11 protein-coding genes are annotated in these 16,659 nt (G+C 67.7%); 9 read left to right on the top strand and 2 right to left on the bottom strand.

Annotated features, from left to right (window positions below):
- Window positions 1-164: 164 nt before the first annotated feature.
- Window positions 165-587 carry a cupin domain-containing protein gene (locus ACEN9N_RS13640; RefSeq protein WP_007828846.1) on the bottom strand — a complete coding sequence of 141 codons (423 nt, stop codon included), beginning with the start codon at window positions 585-587 and terminating at the stop codon, window positions 165-167.
- A 79-nt stretch (window positions 588-666) separates the two neighbouring features.
- On the bottom strand, window positions 667-1,620 hold the full coding sequence (pip, locus tag ACEN9N_RS13635) for a prolyl aminopeptidase (protein WP_495656292.1): 954 nt from the start codon (window positions 1,618-1,620) through the stop codon (window positions 667-669).
- 148 nt (window positions 1,621-1,768) lie between these two features.
- On the opposite strand from pip, the gene ACEN9N_RS13630 reads away from it, so the two are divergent.
- The 9 genes from ACEN9N_RS13630 (at window position 1,769) to ACEN9N_RS13590 (ending at window position 16,643) form a co-directional block, all read left to right on the top strand.
- On the top strand, window positions 1,769-2,230 hold the full coding sequence (locus ACEN9N_RS13630) for an ArsR/SmtB family transcription factor (RefSeq protein WP_495656291.1): 462 nt from the start codon (window positions 1,769-1,771) through the stop codon (window positions 2,228-2,230).
- On the top strand, window positions 2,116-2,580 hold the full coding sequence (locus tag ACEN9N_RS13625) for an SRPBCC family protein (RefSeq protein WP_413315477.1): 465 nt from the start codon (window positions 2,116-2,118) through the stop codon (window positions 2,578-2,580). Before ACEN9N_RS13630 ends, ACEN9N_RS13625 begins: the two co-directional genes overlap by 115 nt.
- A 100-nt stretch (window positions 2,581-2,680) precedes the next feature.
- Window positions 2,681-2,866: a hypothetical protein gene (locus ACEN9N_RS13620; RefSeq protein WP_007828850.1), complete on the top strand. Its 186-nt coding sequence runs from the start codon at window positions 2,681-2,683 to the stop codon at window positions 2,864-2,866.
- A gap of 32 nt (window positions 2,867-2,898) precedes the next feature.
- The gene (gene aroC / locus ACEN9N_RS13615; RefSeq protein ID WP_042672705.1) at window positions 2,899-4,011 is read left to right on the top strand and encodes a chorismate synthase; all 1,113 of its coding nucleotides are present in this window, start codon (window positions 2,899-2,901) and stop codon (window positions 4,009-4,011) included.
- Complete coding sequence (locus tag ACEN9N_RS13610; RefSeq protein WP_007828852.1) at window positions 4,011-5,204, top strand: MFS transporter; 1,194 nt, start codon at window positions 4,011-4,013, stop codon at window positions 5,202-5,204. Before aroC ends, ACEN9N_RS13610 begins: the two co-directional genes overlap by 1 nt.
- A gap of 94 nt (window positions 5,205-5,298) precedes the next feature.
- Entirely contained in the window at window positions 5,299-7,515 is a 2,217-nt protein-coding gene (locus ACEN9N_RS13605; RefSeq protein ID WP_495656290.1) for a LamG-like jellyroll fold domain-containing protein, read from the top strand.
- Between the two features lie 307 nt (window positions 7,516-7,822).
- On the top strand, window positions 7,823-10,795 hold the full coding sequence (locus tag ACEN9N_RS13600; RefSeq protein WP_495656289.1) for a type VI secretion system Vgr family protein: 2,973 nt from the start codon (window positions 7,823-7,825) through the stop codon (window positions 10,793-10,795).
- Window positions 10,796-10,860: 65 nt separating this feature from the next.
- A complete protein-coding gene (locus ACEN9N_RS13595; protein WP_495656288.1) occupies window positions 10,861-15,591 on the top strand; it encodes a DUF8616 domain-containing protein in 4,731 nt (1,576 codons plus the stop codon).
- A complete protein-coding gene (locus ACEN9N_RS13590; RefSeq protein WP_495656287.1) occupies window positions 15,588-16,643 on the top strand; it encodes an SEL1-like repeat protein in 1,056 nt (351 codons plus the stop codon). Before ACEN9N_RS13595 ends, ACEN9N_RS13590 begins: the two co-directional genes overlap by 4 nt.
- The last annotated feature ends 16 nt before the right edge of the window (window positions 16,644-16,659 follow it).

The following is a 16,659-nucleotide window of genomic DNA, read 5'->3' as shown; positions in this document are numbered from 1 at the left end:
GCAAACAAAAGCGTCGGCCGGGATTCTGACTGCGAATCACTCTTGTTTGACACTTTCCTCGCCCGATGTTTGGCCGAGGAGACAGCCCCGCCGTCTTTACGTGCGAGGTCAGGTTGGAGACAGGTTATTTGGAGTAAAAGCCGCCCGCCGGTGGCCGTGCGACTCTACTTCCAGGGCGTCGGCGGCGGAATCTCGCACACCGGCTCCACGTCGACGCTCTTGAAGTCCGCCGGCGAGACGATTTCCAGGTACTCCATGTCCGGCGAGTAGTCGAACAGGAAGTGCCGGATGCCTGGCCGCTGGTGCACCACGTCGCCGGCCTCGACCAGCGTTTCCTTGTCCTCGTACATGAAGCGGGCCCAGCCCTTGACCATGATCACGATCTGGAAGTCCGCCTCATGGCGGTGCCAGCCCGTGCCCGTTTCCGGTGCCATGTTGGCCTTGACCAGATGCGCGATCACCTTGCCGTTGGTGGCTTCGGCGATACCCAGGTCGCGGTAGAGAAAAAAGTCACGCAAGCCACCCGATACGAACTCGGTGTCACCGGGCTTCACATGGGAGAACTGGGTGGCGGTACGGTCCGGCATGGGGCGCTCCTTCGCAGGTGATGGGTGTTGCGGTGCAACACGCATAAAGCGTTCCCAGGTCGGGCCGGCCAGGCGCGATTCAGCGGCCTGCGAAACTGTCGGTCGCGCGCAGCAGCTGGTCGAGGATGCCGGGCTCCGAGTAGGCATGCCCCGCGCCCTCGATCAGGTGGAACTCTGCTTCGGGCCAGGCCCTGTGCAGCGCCCAGGCGTAGCGCGCGGGGCAGGGCATGTCGTAGCGGCCGTGCACGATCACGCCGGGGATGCCGTGCAGCTTGTGCGCGTCGCGGAGCAGCTGGCCGTCTTCGAGCCAGGCGTCGTGCACGAAGTAGTGGTTCTCCAGCCGCGCGAAGGCCAGCGCGAAATGATCGTCGGCATGCGTCTCGGCGAGCGCGGGGTTCGGCAGCAGGGTGATGGTCTCGCCCTCCCATACGCTCCAGGCGCGAGCCGCCTCGATGCGCGCCACCGGATCGTCGCTGGTCAGGCGCTTGCGGTAGGCCGCGATCATGTCGCCGCGTTCGGCCTCGGGAATGGGCGCCTGGAACTTCTCCCATTTGTCGGGGAACATCTCCGACACGCCGAACTGGTAGTACCACTGCAGCTCGGCGCGGGTCACGGTGTAGATACCGCGCAGCACCAGTTCGCTCACGCGCTCGGGGTGCTTCTGCGCATAGGCGAGGGCGAGCGTGGAGCCCCACGAGCCGCCGAACACCAGCCAGCGATCGATACCTACGCGCTCGCGCAGGCGCTCGATGTCGGCCACCAGGTGCCAGGTGGTGTTGGCATCCAGGCCGGCGTGCGGCTGCGACTGGCCGCAGCCGCGCTGGTCGAACAGCATCAGGTCGTAGCGCGCCGGATCGAACAGCCGCCGGTGTTCGGGCGAGATGCCGCCGCCGGGCCCGCCATGCAGGAAGACCGCCGGCTTGGCGCCGGGCGTGCCCACGCGTTCGTAGCGGATGAGGTGGCCGTCGCCCACGTCGAGCATGCCGGTTTCGTAGGGTTCGATCGGGGGGTACGGTTGGCGCAGGTCGGGCATCGATGGTTCTCCTTTGGCGGGTGTTGGCGCTCCGAGGTCGAGCATATGGCCCCGGGGAAGATGAGCTGCGGCAACGTGTCGGAGCTTGCCACGCACGTCGTCGAAACACGGCTTGACGAGCCCATGGGCCCTCCAGATACTCAACCGTATGGTTCACTCAATCGCCCTCCCGGACGCCGTCACCCTCGACGCAGTCTTCGCCGCGCTTTCCGATTCCACGCGCCGCGCGGTGCTCGAAACCCTGGGCGAACGCAGCCTCAGCGTGACCGAACTGGCCGAGCCGCACGGCATGTCGCTCACCGGCTTCATGAAGCACCTGCGCGTGCTCGAAGAGGCCGGCCTGATCTCGCGCACGAAAGAGGGCCGCATCGTGCGCTGCGCGCTTTCGCCCCTGCCCATGCAGGAGGCTGCCGTGTGGTTGTCGCGCTACGAGAAATTCTGGACCGGGCGCCTCGATGCACTGGCGCGCTTTCTCTATCACCAGGAGGAGACCGAATGGAGAACCCTTCCGCCCGAGACGCCGCCGAGCGCCCCTCGCTCACGCTCCGCCGGCACTACCGCGTTGCACCCGACAAAGTCTGGCGCGCGTGGACCGACCCGCAAGCGCTGAAGCGCTGGTTCGGGCCCGCGGAGATCGTCTCGGTCCCCATCGCCGAGGTCGACCTGCGCGTGGGCGGCCGCTTCCGCGTGGCCATGCTGGCGGCCGACGGTGAAACGCACGACGTGAGCGGCACCTACCTCGAGGTGGTGCCCCATCGCAAGCTGGTCTTCAGCTGGGCATGGCGCAGCACGCCGGAGCGCGAGTCGCGCGTCACCGTGCGCATCGAACCCGATGCCGAGGGCTGTGAACTGGTGTTGCTGCACGAACAGTTCTTCGACGAGGCCGCGCGCGACAGCCACACCCACGGTTGGACCGGCGCTCTCGCCAAGCTCGAAGGCTGGCTGCTGCCGCCAGCGTGAAGCGCGTGCACCCGAAGCCCCGGGTGGCGCCGCATTGCCGCAGCGATGACGAAACCCCATACTGGGGCTTCCACGACGCGATGGATTACCGGAGCCTCCCATGAGCAATGAACTGCGCAAGAAGCTGCACGACCTGGCCGAACTCTGCGACAACACCTCCGACCCGCAGACCAAGGCCATCATCGAGGCGATCCGGCTCCAGACGGCCGTGCTGAACGAACGGCTGTTTTCCATCGAGCTGCAGGTGGGCGCGCTGACCAAGCGCATGGAAAACACGACCGACTGAGGGGCGGCCGCTTTGTGGGGATAATCCCGGGCATGAGCGGCAACACCTTCGGAACACTCTTCGCGGTCACCAATTTCGGCGAGTCGCACGGCCCGGCCATCGGCTGCGTCATCGACGGCTGCCCCCCCGGCATGGCACTGAGCGAGGCCGACATCCAGGGCGACCTGGACCGTCGGCGCCCCGGCACCAGCCGCCACGTCACCCAGCGCAACGAGCCCGACGCGGTGCAGATCCTCTCCGGCGTGTACGAAGGCAAGACCACCGGCACCCCGATTGCACTACTGATCCAGAACACCGACCAGCGCAGCAAGGACTACGGGCAGATTGCCCAGCAATTCCGCCCCGGCCATGCCGACTTCACCTACTGGAAGAAGTACGGCATCCGCGACCCGCGCGGTGGCGGGCGTTCCTCGGCGCGGCTGACCGCCCCCATGGTCGCGGCCGGCGCCGTTGCCAAGAAGTGGCTGGCCGAGAAATACGGCATGGTGTTCCGCGGCTGCATGACGCAGATCGGCGAAATCGCCATTCCGTTCGAGAGCTGGGAGCACGTGCCCAACAATCCCTTCTTCGCCCCCATCGCCGACGTGAGCGCGCTGGAGGACTACATGGACCGCCTGCGCAAGGCCGGCGATTCGTGCGGCGCGCGCATCCGCGTCACCGCCACGAACGTGCCCATCGGGCTCGGTGAGCCGTTGTTCGACAAACTCGACGCAGAGATCGCCTACGCGATGATGGGCATTAACGCGGTAAAGGCCGTCGAGATCGGCGCCGGCTTCGACAGCGTCACCCAGCGCGGCACCACGCATGGCGACTCGATCACGCCCACCGGCTTCGTCACCAATAACGCGGGCGGCATCCTCGGCGGCATCAGTTCCGGGCAAGACCTGGAGGTGACCATCGCGATCAAGCCGACCAGCTCGATCATCAGCCCGCGCCAGTCCATCGACATCCACAACAACCCCGTCGAGGTCGTTACGAAGGGCCGCCACGACCCGTGCGTCGGCATCCGCGCCACGCCCATCGCCGAGGCCATGCTGGCGCTGGTGGTCATGGAGCACGCGCTGCGCAACCGCGCGCAGTGCGGCGACGTGCAGACGCAAGCCAACGCGACCGAAGCTGCGTCGCCGCAGGCGTCCTTCCTGTAGTGTCCGCCCCGCCGCCAGTGGCCGCCGGGCGCGGCCACCTGCTGGCGTTCGCTGGTCTGTCGGCCAGCTATTTCGCGCACATCGGCTTCTTCAATCCCTACCTGCCACTCTGGCTCAAGGACCTGGGGCTTCCGATCTTCACCATCAGCCTGCTGGCGTCGGTGCAGTCGATCACGCGGGTGTTTGCGCCGTACGCCTGGGGCGCGCTCAGCGACCACACGGGGCAGCGGGTCAAGCTGCTGCGCTTCAGCGCGGCGGTGGCGCTGCTCAGTTCCTTCGGGCTGTGGTGGCACGGCGGTGCCTGGTGGCTCGCGCTGGTGCTGCTCGTGATGTTCACCCACACCAGTTCGATGATGTCGCTCACCGAGGCCGCAATGGCGCAGCTGGTGGCCGGCGACTGGGGGCGCTACGGGCGCATCCGGCTGTGCGGCTCGGCCGGCTTCCTGCTCACGGTGTTCGTGGCGGGCGAGTGGTTCGAGCGCTTCGGCATGAAGCACTTTCCGGCCTGGGCGGCCGGCACGCTGGCCATCGTGCTGCTCGCGACGATGAAGCTGCCGGACGTGCGCGAGCCGCCCGCCGCCCACGATGCGGTGAGGGTGCCCATCGGCCCGGTGCTGCGCAACCCGTCGGTGCAATGGTTCTTCGCGGCGCTGTTCTTCCAGGTGATGTCGCACTTCTCGGTGTACGCGTTCTTCTCGCTGTACCTCGATTCGATCGGCTACGGCAAGAGCACCATCGGCCTGCTGTGGGCGCTGTCGGTGGTGGCGGAGATCGTCTGGTTCTTCCTGCAGGGCCGGCTCATCGGCCTGATGCCGATGCCGCGCTGGATGCTGGTGTGCGGCATCGCGGCCGTCGCGCGGCTGGGGTTGACGGCAGGGCTCGGCGGCTGGATCGCGGCGCTCGTCGTGGCGCAGTGGCTGCATGCGCTGAGCTTCGCGGCGCACCACACGACCTGCATCGCGGTGGTGTCGCGCCGCTTTCCCGGCCATCTGCGCGGACGCGGCCAGGCGCTGTTCACGGTGATCGGCTATGGCTTTGGCGGCGTTCTGGGCGTGCTGCTTGGCGGCGCGGTCGCGCAGGCTTTCGGCTACCGCACGATGTTCACCGCGGCGGCGCTGCTGGCGGTGCTCGGCAGCCTGTGCGCATGGCAGGTGGTGAAGCTGGAGCGGATGGAGCGAGCGCGCAACGCCTGAACGCGAACCGGTGCACCGAAGTGACACGAGCCTTGCATGCCCGTGTCATCGCAGCCTCCTACGCTGCGCGCTTCGCAATTTCTCCTCATTTCCCATGTCCGTTTCCGACGATTCGCGCGGCGCCCGCGCGCCGCGCGTTGCCGCGCCAGCCGAACCGAGCAATTCCCCATCGAATGGCGGTGACAACCATCGCACCCCACCGCGCCGCCAGGTGCTCAAGCTGGGTGCATCGCTGCTGACGGTCAGCGGCAGCAGTGCCTTGCTTGCCGCCTGCGGCGGTGGTGGCGGCAGTTCACCCGCCTTCGGTCCGCTGCCAGCGCCTGCATCGGCGCCAGCACCCGCGCCGACACCGGCATCCACGTCGGCACCAGCACCCACGCCAGCACCGCCGGCCGCCGCTGCCAAGATCTCCAGCTTCGCGCTCGCCGTGATGCCCGACACGCAGTTCTATGCGCGCTACGCCACCGCCGCCGAGAGCGACCAGTACGACAAGCGCTTCGGCAGCGCACCTTTCGCCGCGCAGACGAAATGGATCGCGGCCAACGCCAAGGCGTTGAACATCCCGTTCACCATCCATCTCGGCGACGTGGTCGACCAGGTCGGCAAGCCCGACCAGTGGAAGGTGGCCGATGCCGCCATGAAGGTGCTCGAAGACGCGAAGCTGCCCTACAGCGTGCTTGCCGGCAACCACGACGTGCTGAAGGATTTCGACTACAGCGTCGACCCCGTCGGCGGCACCGATGCCGACCGCGACCCCACCAACGAGCCTTACATCCAGTGGTTCGGCCCCGAGCGCGCAAAGAAGCAGACCACCTTTGGCGCGCGCGACCCGAGTGGCTTTCACGAATACCACGTGTTCGAGGCGCAGGGCCAGAAGTTCATGGTGCTGTCGCTGTCGTGGCGCATCTCCGCCGCGGGCATTGCCTGGGCTCGCCAAGTGATTGCGAAGAACCCGACGCTGCCCGTCGTTCTGGTGAACCACCAGTTGCTGAATATCGACGCCGACGGCAAGAGCCCGCTCGAAACCGATTACGGCAGGATGCTCTGGGAGAAGCTGATCCGCGACAACGACCAGATCTTCATGACGCTCAACGGCCACCATCACGGCGCCGCGCACCTCACGAAGACCAACGACTTCGGCCACAAGGTCGAGGAGATGGTGGTCGATTACCAGATGGCCTACCAAGGCGGCAACGGCCTGATGCGCCTCTACGAATTCGACCTGACGAACAAGCAGATCAGGGTGCTGTCGTTCTCGCCCTGGGTGCCGCAGAAGCCGGCCAATACGCTGAATACCTTCGACCAGGCAGTGCTCACCACCCCCAACGAAGCCTTCGTCATCGACGTGGACTTCGCGCAGCGCTTCGCGGGGTTCAACAAGAGCTTCGGCACCGGCAGCGCCACCATCGACAGCTCCCTGGTAGACCAGGCCCGCGCGATGATCCTGGCCAACTACAAGGACCCGGCGACGGTCGAGCAGCGGCCCGCCGCGAATTCGGACGACTACCCGAAGGTCGCGAACACGCTGGCGCACTGGCGCTTCTTTGGCGGCGCGGTCAACCAGCCGGTGCTGCCGGGCACCGTCGTCGCGGACGTCACGGGCAACAACCCCCTGCACCGCGATGCGCTGAACCAGGGCGGCATCGTCGGCGCCGCCGATGGCGACATCGTGTGGACCGACGACCGGCACTACCTGTCGGCGGCGCCGGGCTCGGTGCGCTTCCTCAACACCAACAAGAACACGCCGCGGCTGAGCTACTTCCTCACCGACGCGGCGGCGCCGATCAACGCGCAGACGCTGGAGAACGGCTACACGGTCGAGGCCTTCATCAAGATCGACAAGAGCTGGGCCAGCGGCAACCAGGCGTGGATGAACATCATGACGCGCGACGGCCGCCGCGGCGATCTGGCTGGCTACTCGGGTGGCGATCCGGAGTCTCCGCCGATGCTGTTCGCCATTTCGAGCCTGCGCGAGGTGCAGTGGGAGGTGGTGCCGAGCCCGGCCGGCACGCGCGCGCCCAAGGCCAATTGGTCAGGCGAAGTGATTGCCGGCCGCTGGGTGCACGTCGCGATCGTGAACGACCCGGTGTCGCACGACACCACGATGTACGTCGAAGGCGCGCCGGTGCTGCGCAATGCGTCGGCCATCCCGGGCTTGGCCACGCTTTCGGCCGCCTCGCCGTGGGTGGTGGGCGGCGGCTCGTGGGACGGCGCTCGCGCCGACGGCTTCTTCGGCAACATCGGCGAGGTGCGCGTGGTGGCGGCGGCTTTGACGCCCGCGCAGTGGCTGACGGCGCGCAAGGCGGCATGAGCCGTTGGATTTCTTTGCGGGGATGAATTGCGGGGCTGATCCCGGGAGCATGGGATTCTTGCTATTCCGCACGGGTCTGCAATAACCCGCTCGAGTTGCCGATCGCCAGCAAGGCCTTTGATTGGGCTGCGCTGTCGGTCGGCCGCATTTCCATTTTTTGCATTGGGTATTACGCAAATTGACCATTTAGAATAATTGGAAAGGTAATTCACGGGGAGGTGGGCATGGCGCTCATTTTTAAAACAATATTCTTATTCGTTTTATTGCAATTGAGCAATTTGGCTTATTTGCCGGATGCAGAGGCGCAATGAGCCGCCGCGTCAGCATCCAGACGCCGCTGGGCGAGGCGTTGCAATTTCGCCAATTGGTGGGCCGCGAGGCACTGAGCCAGCTCTACGCGTTCGACATCGAACTGCTGGGCAGCAGTAACGGCATCGACCCCAAGGCGCTGCTGGGCAAGGCGGCCACCGTGGCGGTGGAAACCGAGGGCGGCGTGCGCTACCTCGGCGGCATCGCCACCCGGTTCGGCCTGCAGCAAGAAGACGCGCGCCATTCCTTCTACCGCCTGCAATTGCGTCCCTGGTTGTGGCTGGCCACGCGGCGCAGCGACTTCCGCATCTTCCAGGGCAAGAGCGTGCCCGACATCGTCATGGAAGTGCTCGGCAGCTACGGCTACCCCATCGAGAAGAAGCTCACGCGCGGCGACTACCGGCGCTGGGACTACTGCGTGCAGTATCACGAGAGCGACTTCAACTTCGTCTCGCGCCTGTGCGAACTCGAAGGCCTCTACTTCCACTTCCGGCACGAGGCGAGCCAGCACGTGCTCGTGTTCGCAGACGACATCGCGAACTCGCACAACCCGCTGCCCGGCGGGGAGGAGGTGCGCTACCACCCGCTGGAGAAGTCCGGCATGGGCCAGCGCGAGCGCATCTACGCGTGGGAGATCGCCGAAGAGGTGCGACCCGGCCATCACTACAACGACGACTACGACTTCGAGAAGCCCAAGGCCGAGCTGTCGCATCTGCGGCAGATGCCGCCCGGGCACGACCACGACGCCTACGAACAGTACGAATGGCCGGGCGGTTTCGTGCAGCACGGCGACGGCGAGACCTATGCGCGCATCCGCAACGAAGAACAGCTCAGCCAGCGCAATCGCGTCACCGGCAGATCCAACCTGCGCGAGCTGGCCACCGGCCACACCCTGCGGCTGACCGGCCATCCCAGGGCCGACCAGAACCAGCAGTACCTGCTCGTGGGCATGAGCTACCACCTGCAGGAGAACCTGCAGGCCAGCGAAGGCGCCGACGGCACCGAAGGCTCCGTGCAGCGCTTCGCCTTCGAGGCTCAGCCCACCAGCTACGCGTGGCGCCCGCCGCGCACCACCCCCAGGCCGCGTACACGCGGCCCGCAGACGGCCAAGGTGGTGGGTCCGGCGGGCGAGGAGATCTGGACCGACCAGTACGGGCGCATCAAGGTGCAGTTCCACTGGGACCGCATTGGCCAGGACAACGAGAACTCCAGTTGCTGGGTGCGCGTGTCCACCGCATGGGCCGGCACCACCTTCGGAATGACCAGCGTGCCGCGCATCGGCATGGAGGTCATCGTCGACTTCCTCAACGGCGACCCCGACTACCCCATCGTCACCGGCTGCGTGCACAACGCCGACACCATGCCTGCGTGGGAGCTGCCCGGGCAGAAGCACCTGTCGGGCATCCGCAGCCGCGAGTTGGGTGGGGGCCGAGGCAACCACATCGTGCTCGACGATACGGCAGGGAAGATCCAGGCGCAGCTGCGCAGCGATCACCAGGCCAGCCAGTTGAGCGTTGGGCATATCGGGCGCATCGAGGACACGGCTGGGCGCAAGGAGCCACGAGGCCAGGGCTTCGAGCTGCGTACCGATGGGCATGGGGCGGTGAGATCGGCCAAAGGATTGCTGGTGACCACCGAGGCGCGGGCCAACGCGCAGGCGCACATGACGGACATGGGCGAGACCGTGGGCCGCCTCACGCAGGCGCGCGACATGCACGAAGGCCTGAGCGAAGTGGCACGGGGTGCGCAGGCGCACGACGCCGGCGACCAGGACGAGGTCACGGAGATCCTCAAGGCGCAGAACGACGCCATCAGGGGCCAGGGCGGCAACCGCGAGCAGGGCGACTTCCCCGAGTTCCAGGAGCCGCACCTGACGCTGGCCAGCGCCCGCGGCCTGCAGACCGTGGCGCAAGGTTCCACCCACATCGTGAGCAGCGAGCACACCGCGCTCACCAGCGGCGGCCACACCAGCGTGAGTGCGGGCAAGAGCCTGCTGGTAAGCGTGCAGAGCGCGATCCGCCTGTTCGCCGCCAAGGCCGGCATGCGGCTGGTGGCGGCCAGCGCCGACATCGACATCAAGGCGCTGAAGGACAGCGTCAACGTGCTGGCCAAGCTCAACATCACGCAGACTGCCAACAAGATCACCATCCAGGCGAAAGAAGAGGTGGTGATCAACGGCGGCTCGAGCTACAGCCGCTGGAGCTCTGGCGGCATCGAGCACGGCACCTCCGGTACCTGGCGCGAGCACGCCGCGGTGCACAGTCTGGTCGGGCCGGCCAGCGAGGGCAAGCCTGCGCTGCCCAATCCGCCGCAGGTGCCCAAGGGCCAGCTCGATCTCTACCACCAGTACATCAAGCCGACCGGCGAGAAGCGCCAGGGCGTGGCGCAGGGCGATTTCACCGTGGTCGATTCGGAAGGCGGCACGCACGCCGGAACGCTGGACCGCAACGGCTTCGCGAGCGTCGCGGGCCTGCCTATCGGCACCGCCAAGGTGACCTTCGGCAAGGACCCTCGCGATCCGTGGGAGGAGGGCAGCTACTTCGGCACGCCGCAGGACTGGAAGGGCAAGGCCCCGGCCGGCGGTGGCTTCGATGCGGCCGGCGCTGCATCGGGCGTCTCGGGGCTGCTCGGCGGGGCGGGCGGCGCCGCCGCGGCCGCGCTGGCCGGCGTCGCGGGCACCGGCAGCAAGGCCGCGAGCCTGCTCGGCCAGGCCTCCGAGGCCGCAGCCACGGCGCAGCAAGCCGTGGGCGCGGCGCAGGCGATCCGGCAGGGTGGCGCCAAGGCGATGCTCGGCCAGGCGAGACAGGCGGCCACCGGCATGGCGACGCAGGCGGCCGGCGCGCGGCTCGGGCCGATGGGCGCCCCGGTCACGGCGATCGCGAACATGGCAGGCGGGGTCGCAAAAGGTGGATTGCCTGCCGCTGCCGGCACGCCCGCGCTCGCGGGCCGCACCCCCGGTTTCATGGGCTGACGCGGCGCGACGGCGCGCTTCTTTCGAACAACAAGACGGTTCCAGGCAAGAGGAAAAGCAAGGCCATGGCAGAAGGATCGCAGCAGCAGAAGACGTCCGAACGAGAGCCTCAGACAGCGGTCGCGCCGCTCAACACCATCGTGGGCGAGGACATCGCGGCCGCGAGCAAGGCGGTGGACGACTGGCTGCGCTCGTTCAGCGGGGGCTATGTCACGCTCGAACGGCTCACGATGGTGCTCGGGAGCATCCCGATCGTGGGCAACATCATGGCGCTGGTGGATGTGTTCCTGGACATCATCAACATCGTCGAGAAGAAGGCGCGCGACGGCATCGATTCCTTCCTGAACTGGGTCAGCCTCGGCATCAACCTGATCGGCCTGATCCCGCTGCCGCCGACCATGGCCGCCGCCCGCATGAGCCTGCGGCCCACGCTGCATCTGGTGCGCCAGCAGCTCAAGGCCGCGGCGTCGAACCTCGGCGAGACCATCGTGGTGACGCTGGTCGGCCACCTCAACGCCACCATCGTGGGCGAACTCGACAAGTTCATCGAGGGCGCGATCGCCAAGCTCGACGAGATGCTCGAGAACTGCGCGAAGCTTTCGGACAGCATCATCGACAACCTCGTCGACGTGCTGCGCCGCGTGCTCGGGCAGAAGGACCTGTTCGCGGTCGGTACGCCGCCCACCCCCGAAACCCGGGTGCACGACCCGAAGACCGAGAGCACCTGGAACCGCATGTGGGGCAGCGCCGTGCGCTTCACCAGGCAGTCGGCCAACTATGTGGCCAAGGTGGCAGCCAACCAATTGCCGGCGAGCGTGGCGGAGCAGGTCGGCGGCGTGATCGCGCGGATGCTCGACTTCAAGGCGAACCTGCGCAGCCAGCTCGTGAAGCTGGCCGACAAGGAGGCGCAGGCCAGCATCATGTGGCTGCTGCACAAGCTGCTCGCGGCGATCAAGCGCAAGAAGGGGCAGCGCGCGGCTATCGTACCGCCGCGCGAGGGTGCGGTGGCCGACAAGGACCGTCCCGGCGCGCAGCTGGGCCACATCAGCAGGCAGGCGCCCGCGCGCAACGATCCGAACTGCCGTCGCAACCGGCCGGCGCGCGCGGCGGTCGGGGGCTCGATCAGCCTCGCCACCGGCAGCGAGAGCTTCGTGCACACCGACTTCGTCCTGAACGCGCCGCTGGCCATCACCTGGTCGCGCGTCTATCGCAGCCAGCTCGACGCCTGCGACCGCGGCGTGCTCGGCGCACGCTGGATCACCGCGTACACCACGCGCGTCGACATCACGCCCGAGGGCGGACTCGTCTACCGCGCCGCCGACGGCCGCAGCCACGCCTATGCGCGGCTCGCCGTGGGGCAGTCGCACCGCGACGCGGTCGAGGACCTCATGCTGACGCAGCTCAGCGAGACGCTGCTCGCGCTCGACTTCGGCCTGCAGGGCGACTGGCGCGAGCTCTATGAGCGCGTCGAGGGTCGTCAGCCGCATTACCGCCTCGTGGCGCAGCAGGCGAGGGACGGCCTGTCGGTAGGCCTGCGCTACGACCACCTGATCGCCTCGACGGGCGAGCGGGTGCTCAGCGACATCGTCAGCAAGCAGGGTGAGACGGTGATGGCGCACGTGGGCACGCGCCCCGACGCGAAGACCGGTCTCATCGAATCGCTGTGGGAGCTCAAGGACGGCCAGGTGGTGCGTCAGTTGGCCGCCTACACGCACGACGCCGAGCGCGACCTGGTGGCCGCGCAGGACGAAGACGGCGCAAGTTGGAGCTACAGCTACACGCACCATCTCGTGACCCGCTACACCGACCGCACCGGCCGGGGCATGAACCTCGAATACGACGGCACCGGTCCCGACGCCAAGGCCGTGCGCGAATGGAGTGACGACGGAAGCTTCGCGCTCACGCTGGAGTGGGACAGGAACATCCGCCTGACCTACGTGACCGACGCGCTCGGGGGCGAGACCTGGTACTACTACGACATCGACGGCTACACCTACCGCATCATCCATCCCGACAAGCTTGAGGAGTGGTTCTTCCGCGACGATGCGAAGAACCTCACGCGGCATGTGCATACCGACGGGGGCACCGACGACTACACCTACGACGCGGACGGCAACCTGCAGACCCACACGCGCGCAGATGGCAGCCGGGTGCATTTCGAGTACGACGCGAAGCAGCGGCTTGCGGGCATCCGCGACGGAGAGGGTGGCGTGTGGAAGCGCGACTACGATGCGCAGGGCCACCTGGTCGAGGAGATCGATCCGCTGGGCCACAGGACCGAGTACGCCTACGACAAGGCAGGGCGGCTGGTGCAGATCACCGACGCCAAGGGCGGCACCAAGCTGCTGAGCTACACGCCGGGCGGCCGTCTCGCGAGCTTCACCGACTGTTCGGGCAAGACCCGGCGCTGGGAATACGACAGCCACGGCCGCACGGTCACAGCCATCGATGCTGCGGGCCAAGCTACGCGCTACCGCTACAGCCCCTCGCGCGAAGGCATCGTGCAGCGCGACGAGACCAACAGCCCGGGCCGGCTCGAGGAGATCACCCGGCCCGACGCGACGCGCGAGCATTTCGTGCACGATGCCGAAGGCCGCCTGCTCGCCCACGTCGATCCGCTGGGTCGCCGCACGCGCTACAGCTTCGGCCGCGCCGGCCTTGTGGCGGGCCGCGTCGACGCGGCGGGCCATTCGCTGCGCTACGAATGGGACCTGCTGGGACGGCTCACAGAACTGCGCAACGAAAACGGCGGCCGCTACAACTTCAGCTATGACCCCGCGGGACGCCTGCTTGAGGAGACCGGCTTCGACCGCAAGACCATCCGCTACCGCTACGAAGAAGGCACCGGCCGGCTCGTGGAAGCAGCCGAGGGCGCGCGCGTGCTGCGGATGCAGAACGACGCGATGGGTCGGATGGTCGAACGCGCCGCCGGCGAGCAGGTCGAGCGCTTTGCCTTCGACCGCAACGGCCGCATGATCGAGGCCTCCAATGACGAGGCTCGCCTGCAGTGGTTCCATGATCCCGCGGGCAACCTCACGCGAGAGCACCACCACTACCTTGCGAACGGACGCACGGCCGTCTGGCAGCACCGCTACGACGAGCTCAACCAGCGCGTCGCAACCGTGCGGCCCGACGGCCACACCACCCAGTGGCTGACCTACGGCTCGGGCCACGTGCATGGCCTCATGCTCGATGGCGAGGACATCCTCGGCTTCGAGCGCGACGACCTGCACCGCGAAGTCCTGCGCGAGCAGCGCAACGGCCTGAGCCAGCGGCTGCGCTACGACAGCGGCGGCCGCCTGCTCGAGCAGGCGATCTCGCACACCCGGGCGGGGGGCGTCGAGGCGCTGCAACTGCGCCGCAGCTACAGCTACGACCGGACCGGCCAGCTCGTCGGCATCGGCGACAGCCGCCACGGCAACTCCGGCTACCGCTACGATCCGGTGGGCCAGCTCGTGGAGGCCTCGAGCCGGCTCGGCCACGAAGTGTTCGCCTTCGACCCTGCGGGCAACATCGCGGACCCAGCGCAGGCCGAACCGCCGCCGCAACAGCGCACGGTCCACAAGCTGCTCGACAACCTGCTGAAGGAATACGCCGGCACCCGCTACCGTTACGACGAGCACGGCCACCTGGTCGAACGCATTCACAACGGCCGGAGGACGACCTTCGCCTGGGACGGCTTCGACCGCATGAGCGCGGCCACCGACGAGGACGGGACCGGCATCCGCTTCAGCTACGACCCGATGGGCCGGCGTATCGCCAAGCGCTCGCACGACCGCGCGACGCTGTTCGGCTGGGACGGCAACACGCTCGCCTTCGAGAGCACCCAGAGCACGGCCGGCGAGCAGGAGCAGCAGGGCCGCGGCTGGAGCGTGCACTACATCCACGAGCCCGGTTCCTTCGTGCCGCTGGTGCAGGTGCGGCAGGCGCAGGCCATCGCGCTCGGCAGGACGACCGACGTGAAGGCGCTGATGGCCGCCAACGGCGGCGTCTACGACATCGCGCAGGATCCGTTGTGGAACGGCGAGCAGCATCCCGCATCGCTTCGCTTTACGCCCGACGAGGTTGCCTTCTACCAATGCGACCACCTCGGCACGCCGCGCGAACTCACCGACCACGAGGGCCGCCTCGCCTGGTCGGCGCAGTACAAGGCCTGGGGCGAGGCACGCGAAATTCTCAGCGAGGCAGGGCGCAGCGCCGGTTTCGCGAACCCGATCCGCTTTCAGGGCCAGTACTTCGACGCCGAGACCGGCCTGCACTACAACCGCCATCGCTACTACGACCCGGCGAGCGGCCGCTATGTCTCGCGCGACCCGCTGGGGCTCGCGGGCGGGCGCAACCTTCATGTGTACGTGGGCAACAACCCGGTGCGCGGCATCGACCCGCTCGGGCTGGTGGACATCAACATGTTCCCGCACGACGAGGCGATCCGGGCCTCGGGCGACAACATTCCGAACCCGCCGGGCAGCTTCACGGTGGGGGGCCACGGCAACTCGTCGATCATGCAGAACGCCGCGCGCCAGACCGTGCGGCCGGCCGAACTGGCCGAGCAGATCCGCGCGCACCCTTCGTACAAGGACGGGCAGCACGTGGTGCTGATGTCGTGTGAAACCGGCCAGGGCAACGCGCCGTTCGCGCAGCACCTCTCGAACGAGCTCAATGCACCCGTGAGCGCGCCCGACAAGTTCCTGTGGATCTGGCCCGATGGAAGAGTTCAGCCCGCAGGCATGACGGCCGACAGGAAGATGGACACCGCCGACCTTGGAAGATGGCGCACATTCAGGCCCGATCCATGAAACAAGCTCCCCGCCCCCCGCGCGCAATGCCGGCCCTGCTCGCGCTGGTCCTCTTTTCTCTTTCTCCCGCCATGGAGGCGCATTCGATGAACAACGACGAGCCCGTATCGGGCGGACAGATCCATGCGCTCGACGACGCGCAGCGCAGCGATCTCGCCAGGAAGGCCGAGGCCGGCGATGCGCAGGCCGCCTTTCGCCTTTCGCAGTACTACACCTTCACGCACGCCGACAAGGTTCAGCGCACGCGCTGGCTCGCGGTGGCCGCCAAAGCGGGCCATGCGACGGCGCAGTACAACCTGGCGTCCGAACTGAGCAGTGACGGCGAGGACCTCGACCAAGCTCGGCACTGGGCCGCGGAGGCGCTCCAGAACGGCTACAAAGATGCAGACCGGCTCCTGGGCGCGATCGAGGCGGCACGCTCCGCCATGCTCGCGCCCGACGCGCGGGCCGCACTGGCCGCGAAAGCCGAGGCCGGCGATGCCGAGGCCGCATTCCGCCTGTCGAGGTACGCCAACTACGTGCTTCAGGATCGTTCGCAAGAGCGGCGCTGGCGCAAGTTGGCGGCCGAGGGGGGCCAAGCGTCGGCGCAGTACGAGCTTGCGGCCGATCTCTACAGGAACGGCAAGGACCTCACCCAGGCCGCGCGCTGGGCCGCCGAGGCACGCAGGAACGGCGACCCGGACGCGGGCCGGCTCGCGCAGGAAATCGAAGCGCTCCAGTCCGCAGCGCTCGCACCGCAACAGGAGGCCGCGCTGGTCGTAAAGGCCGAGGCCGGCGATGCCGAGGCCGCGTTCCGCCTCTCGAAGTACCACCACTTCGTGCATCAGGACGGCAGGGTGGGAGGTCGGCGCTGGCTCGTCCGGGCCGCGGAGGGCGGCCATGCGACGGCGCAGTACAACCTCGCTGCCGTGCTGCAACTGGACGGCGGCACCCTGGCCGAGGCCGCGCGCTGGGCTGCCGAAGCACGCAAGAACGGCGATCCGGATGCGGGCCGGCTGCTGCAGCGGATCGAGGCCCTTCGCGCCGGGGCCAGCAGGCAGCCGGGCCGATGAGCTCCCGGATCACGCA

The sequence above is a fragment of the Variovorax sp. Varisp46 genome, from assembly GCF_059491885.1.
This window is presented reverse-complemented; position numbering and strand designations above follow the sequence as displayed.

What these genes read in the sequence shown, in the direction of transcription:
- pip (WP_495656292.1), bottom strand. Translation starts at nt 1,620, where the DNA reads ATGCCCGACCTGCGCCAACCGTACCCCCCGATCGAACCCTACGAAACC.
- ACEN9N_RS13625 (WP_413315477.1), top strand. Translation starts at nt 2,116, where the DNA reads ATGGAGAACCCTTCCGCCCGAGACGCCGCCGAGCGCCCCTCGCTCACG.
- ACEN9N_RS13620 (WP_007828850.1), top strand. Translation starts at nt 2,681, where the DNA reads ATGAGCAATGAACTGCGCAAGAAGCTGCACGACCTGGCCGAACTCTGC.
- ACEN9N_RS13600 (WP_495656289.1), top strand. Translation starts at nt 7,823, where the DNA reads ATGAGCCGCCGCGTCAGCATCCAGACGCCGCTGGGCGAGGCGTTGCAA.
- ACEN9N_RS13630 (WP_495656291.1), top strand. Translation starts at nt 1,769, where the DNA reads ATGGTTCACTCAATCGCCCTCCCGGACGCCGTCACCCTCGACGCAGTC.
- ACEN9N_RS13640 (WP_007828846.1), bottom strand. Translation starts at nt 587, where the DNA reads ATGCCGGACCGTACCGCCACCCAGTTCTCCCATGTGAAGCCCGGTGAC.
- ACEN9N_RS13590 (WP_495656287.1), top strand. Translation starts at nt 15,588, where the DNA reads ATGAAACAAGCTCCCCGCCCCCCGCGCGCAATGCCGGCCCTGCTCGCG.
- ACEN9N_RS13595 (WP_495656288.1), top strand. Translation starts at nt 10,861, where the DNA reads ATGGCAGAAGGATCGCAGCAGCAGAAGACGTCCGAACGAGAGCCTCAG.
- ACEN9N_RS13605 (WP_495656290.1), top strand. Translation starts at nt 5,299, where the DNA reads ATGTCCGTTTCCGACGATTCGCGCGGCGCCCGCGCGCCGCGCGTTGCC.
- aroC (WP_042672705.1), top strand. Translation starts at nt 2,899, where the DNA reads ATGAGCGGCAACACCTTCGGAACACTCTTCGCGGTCACCAATTTCGGC.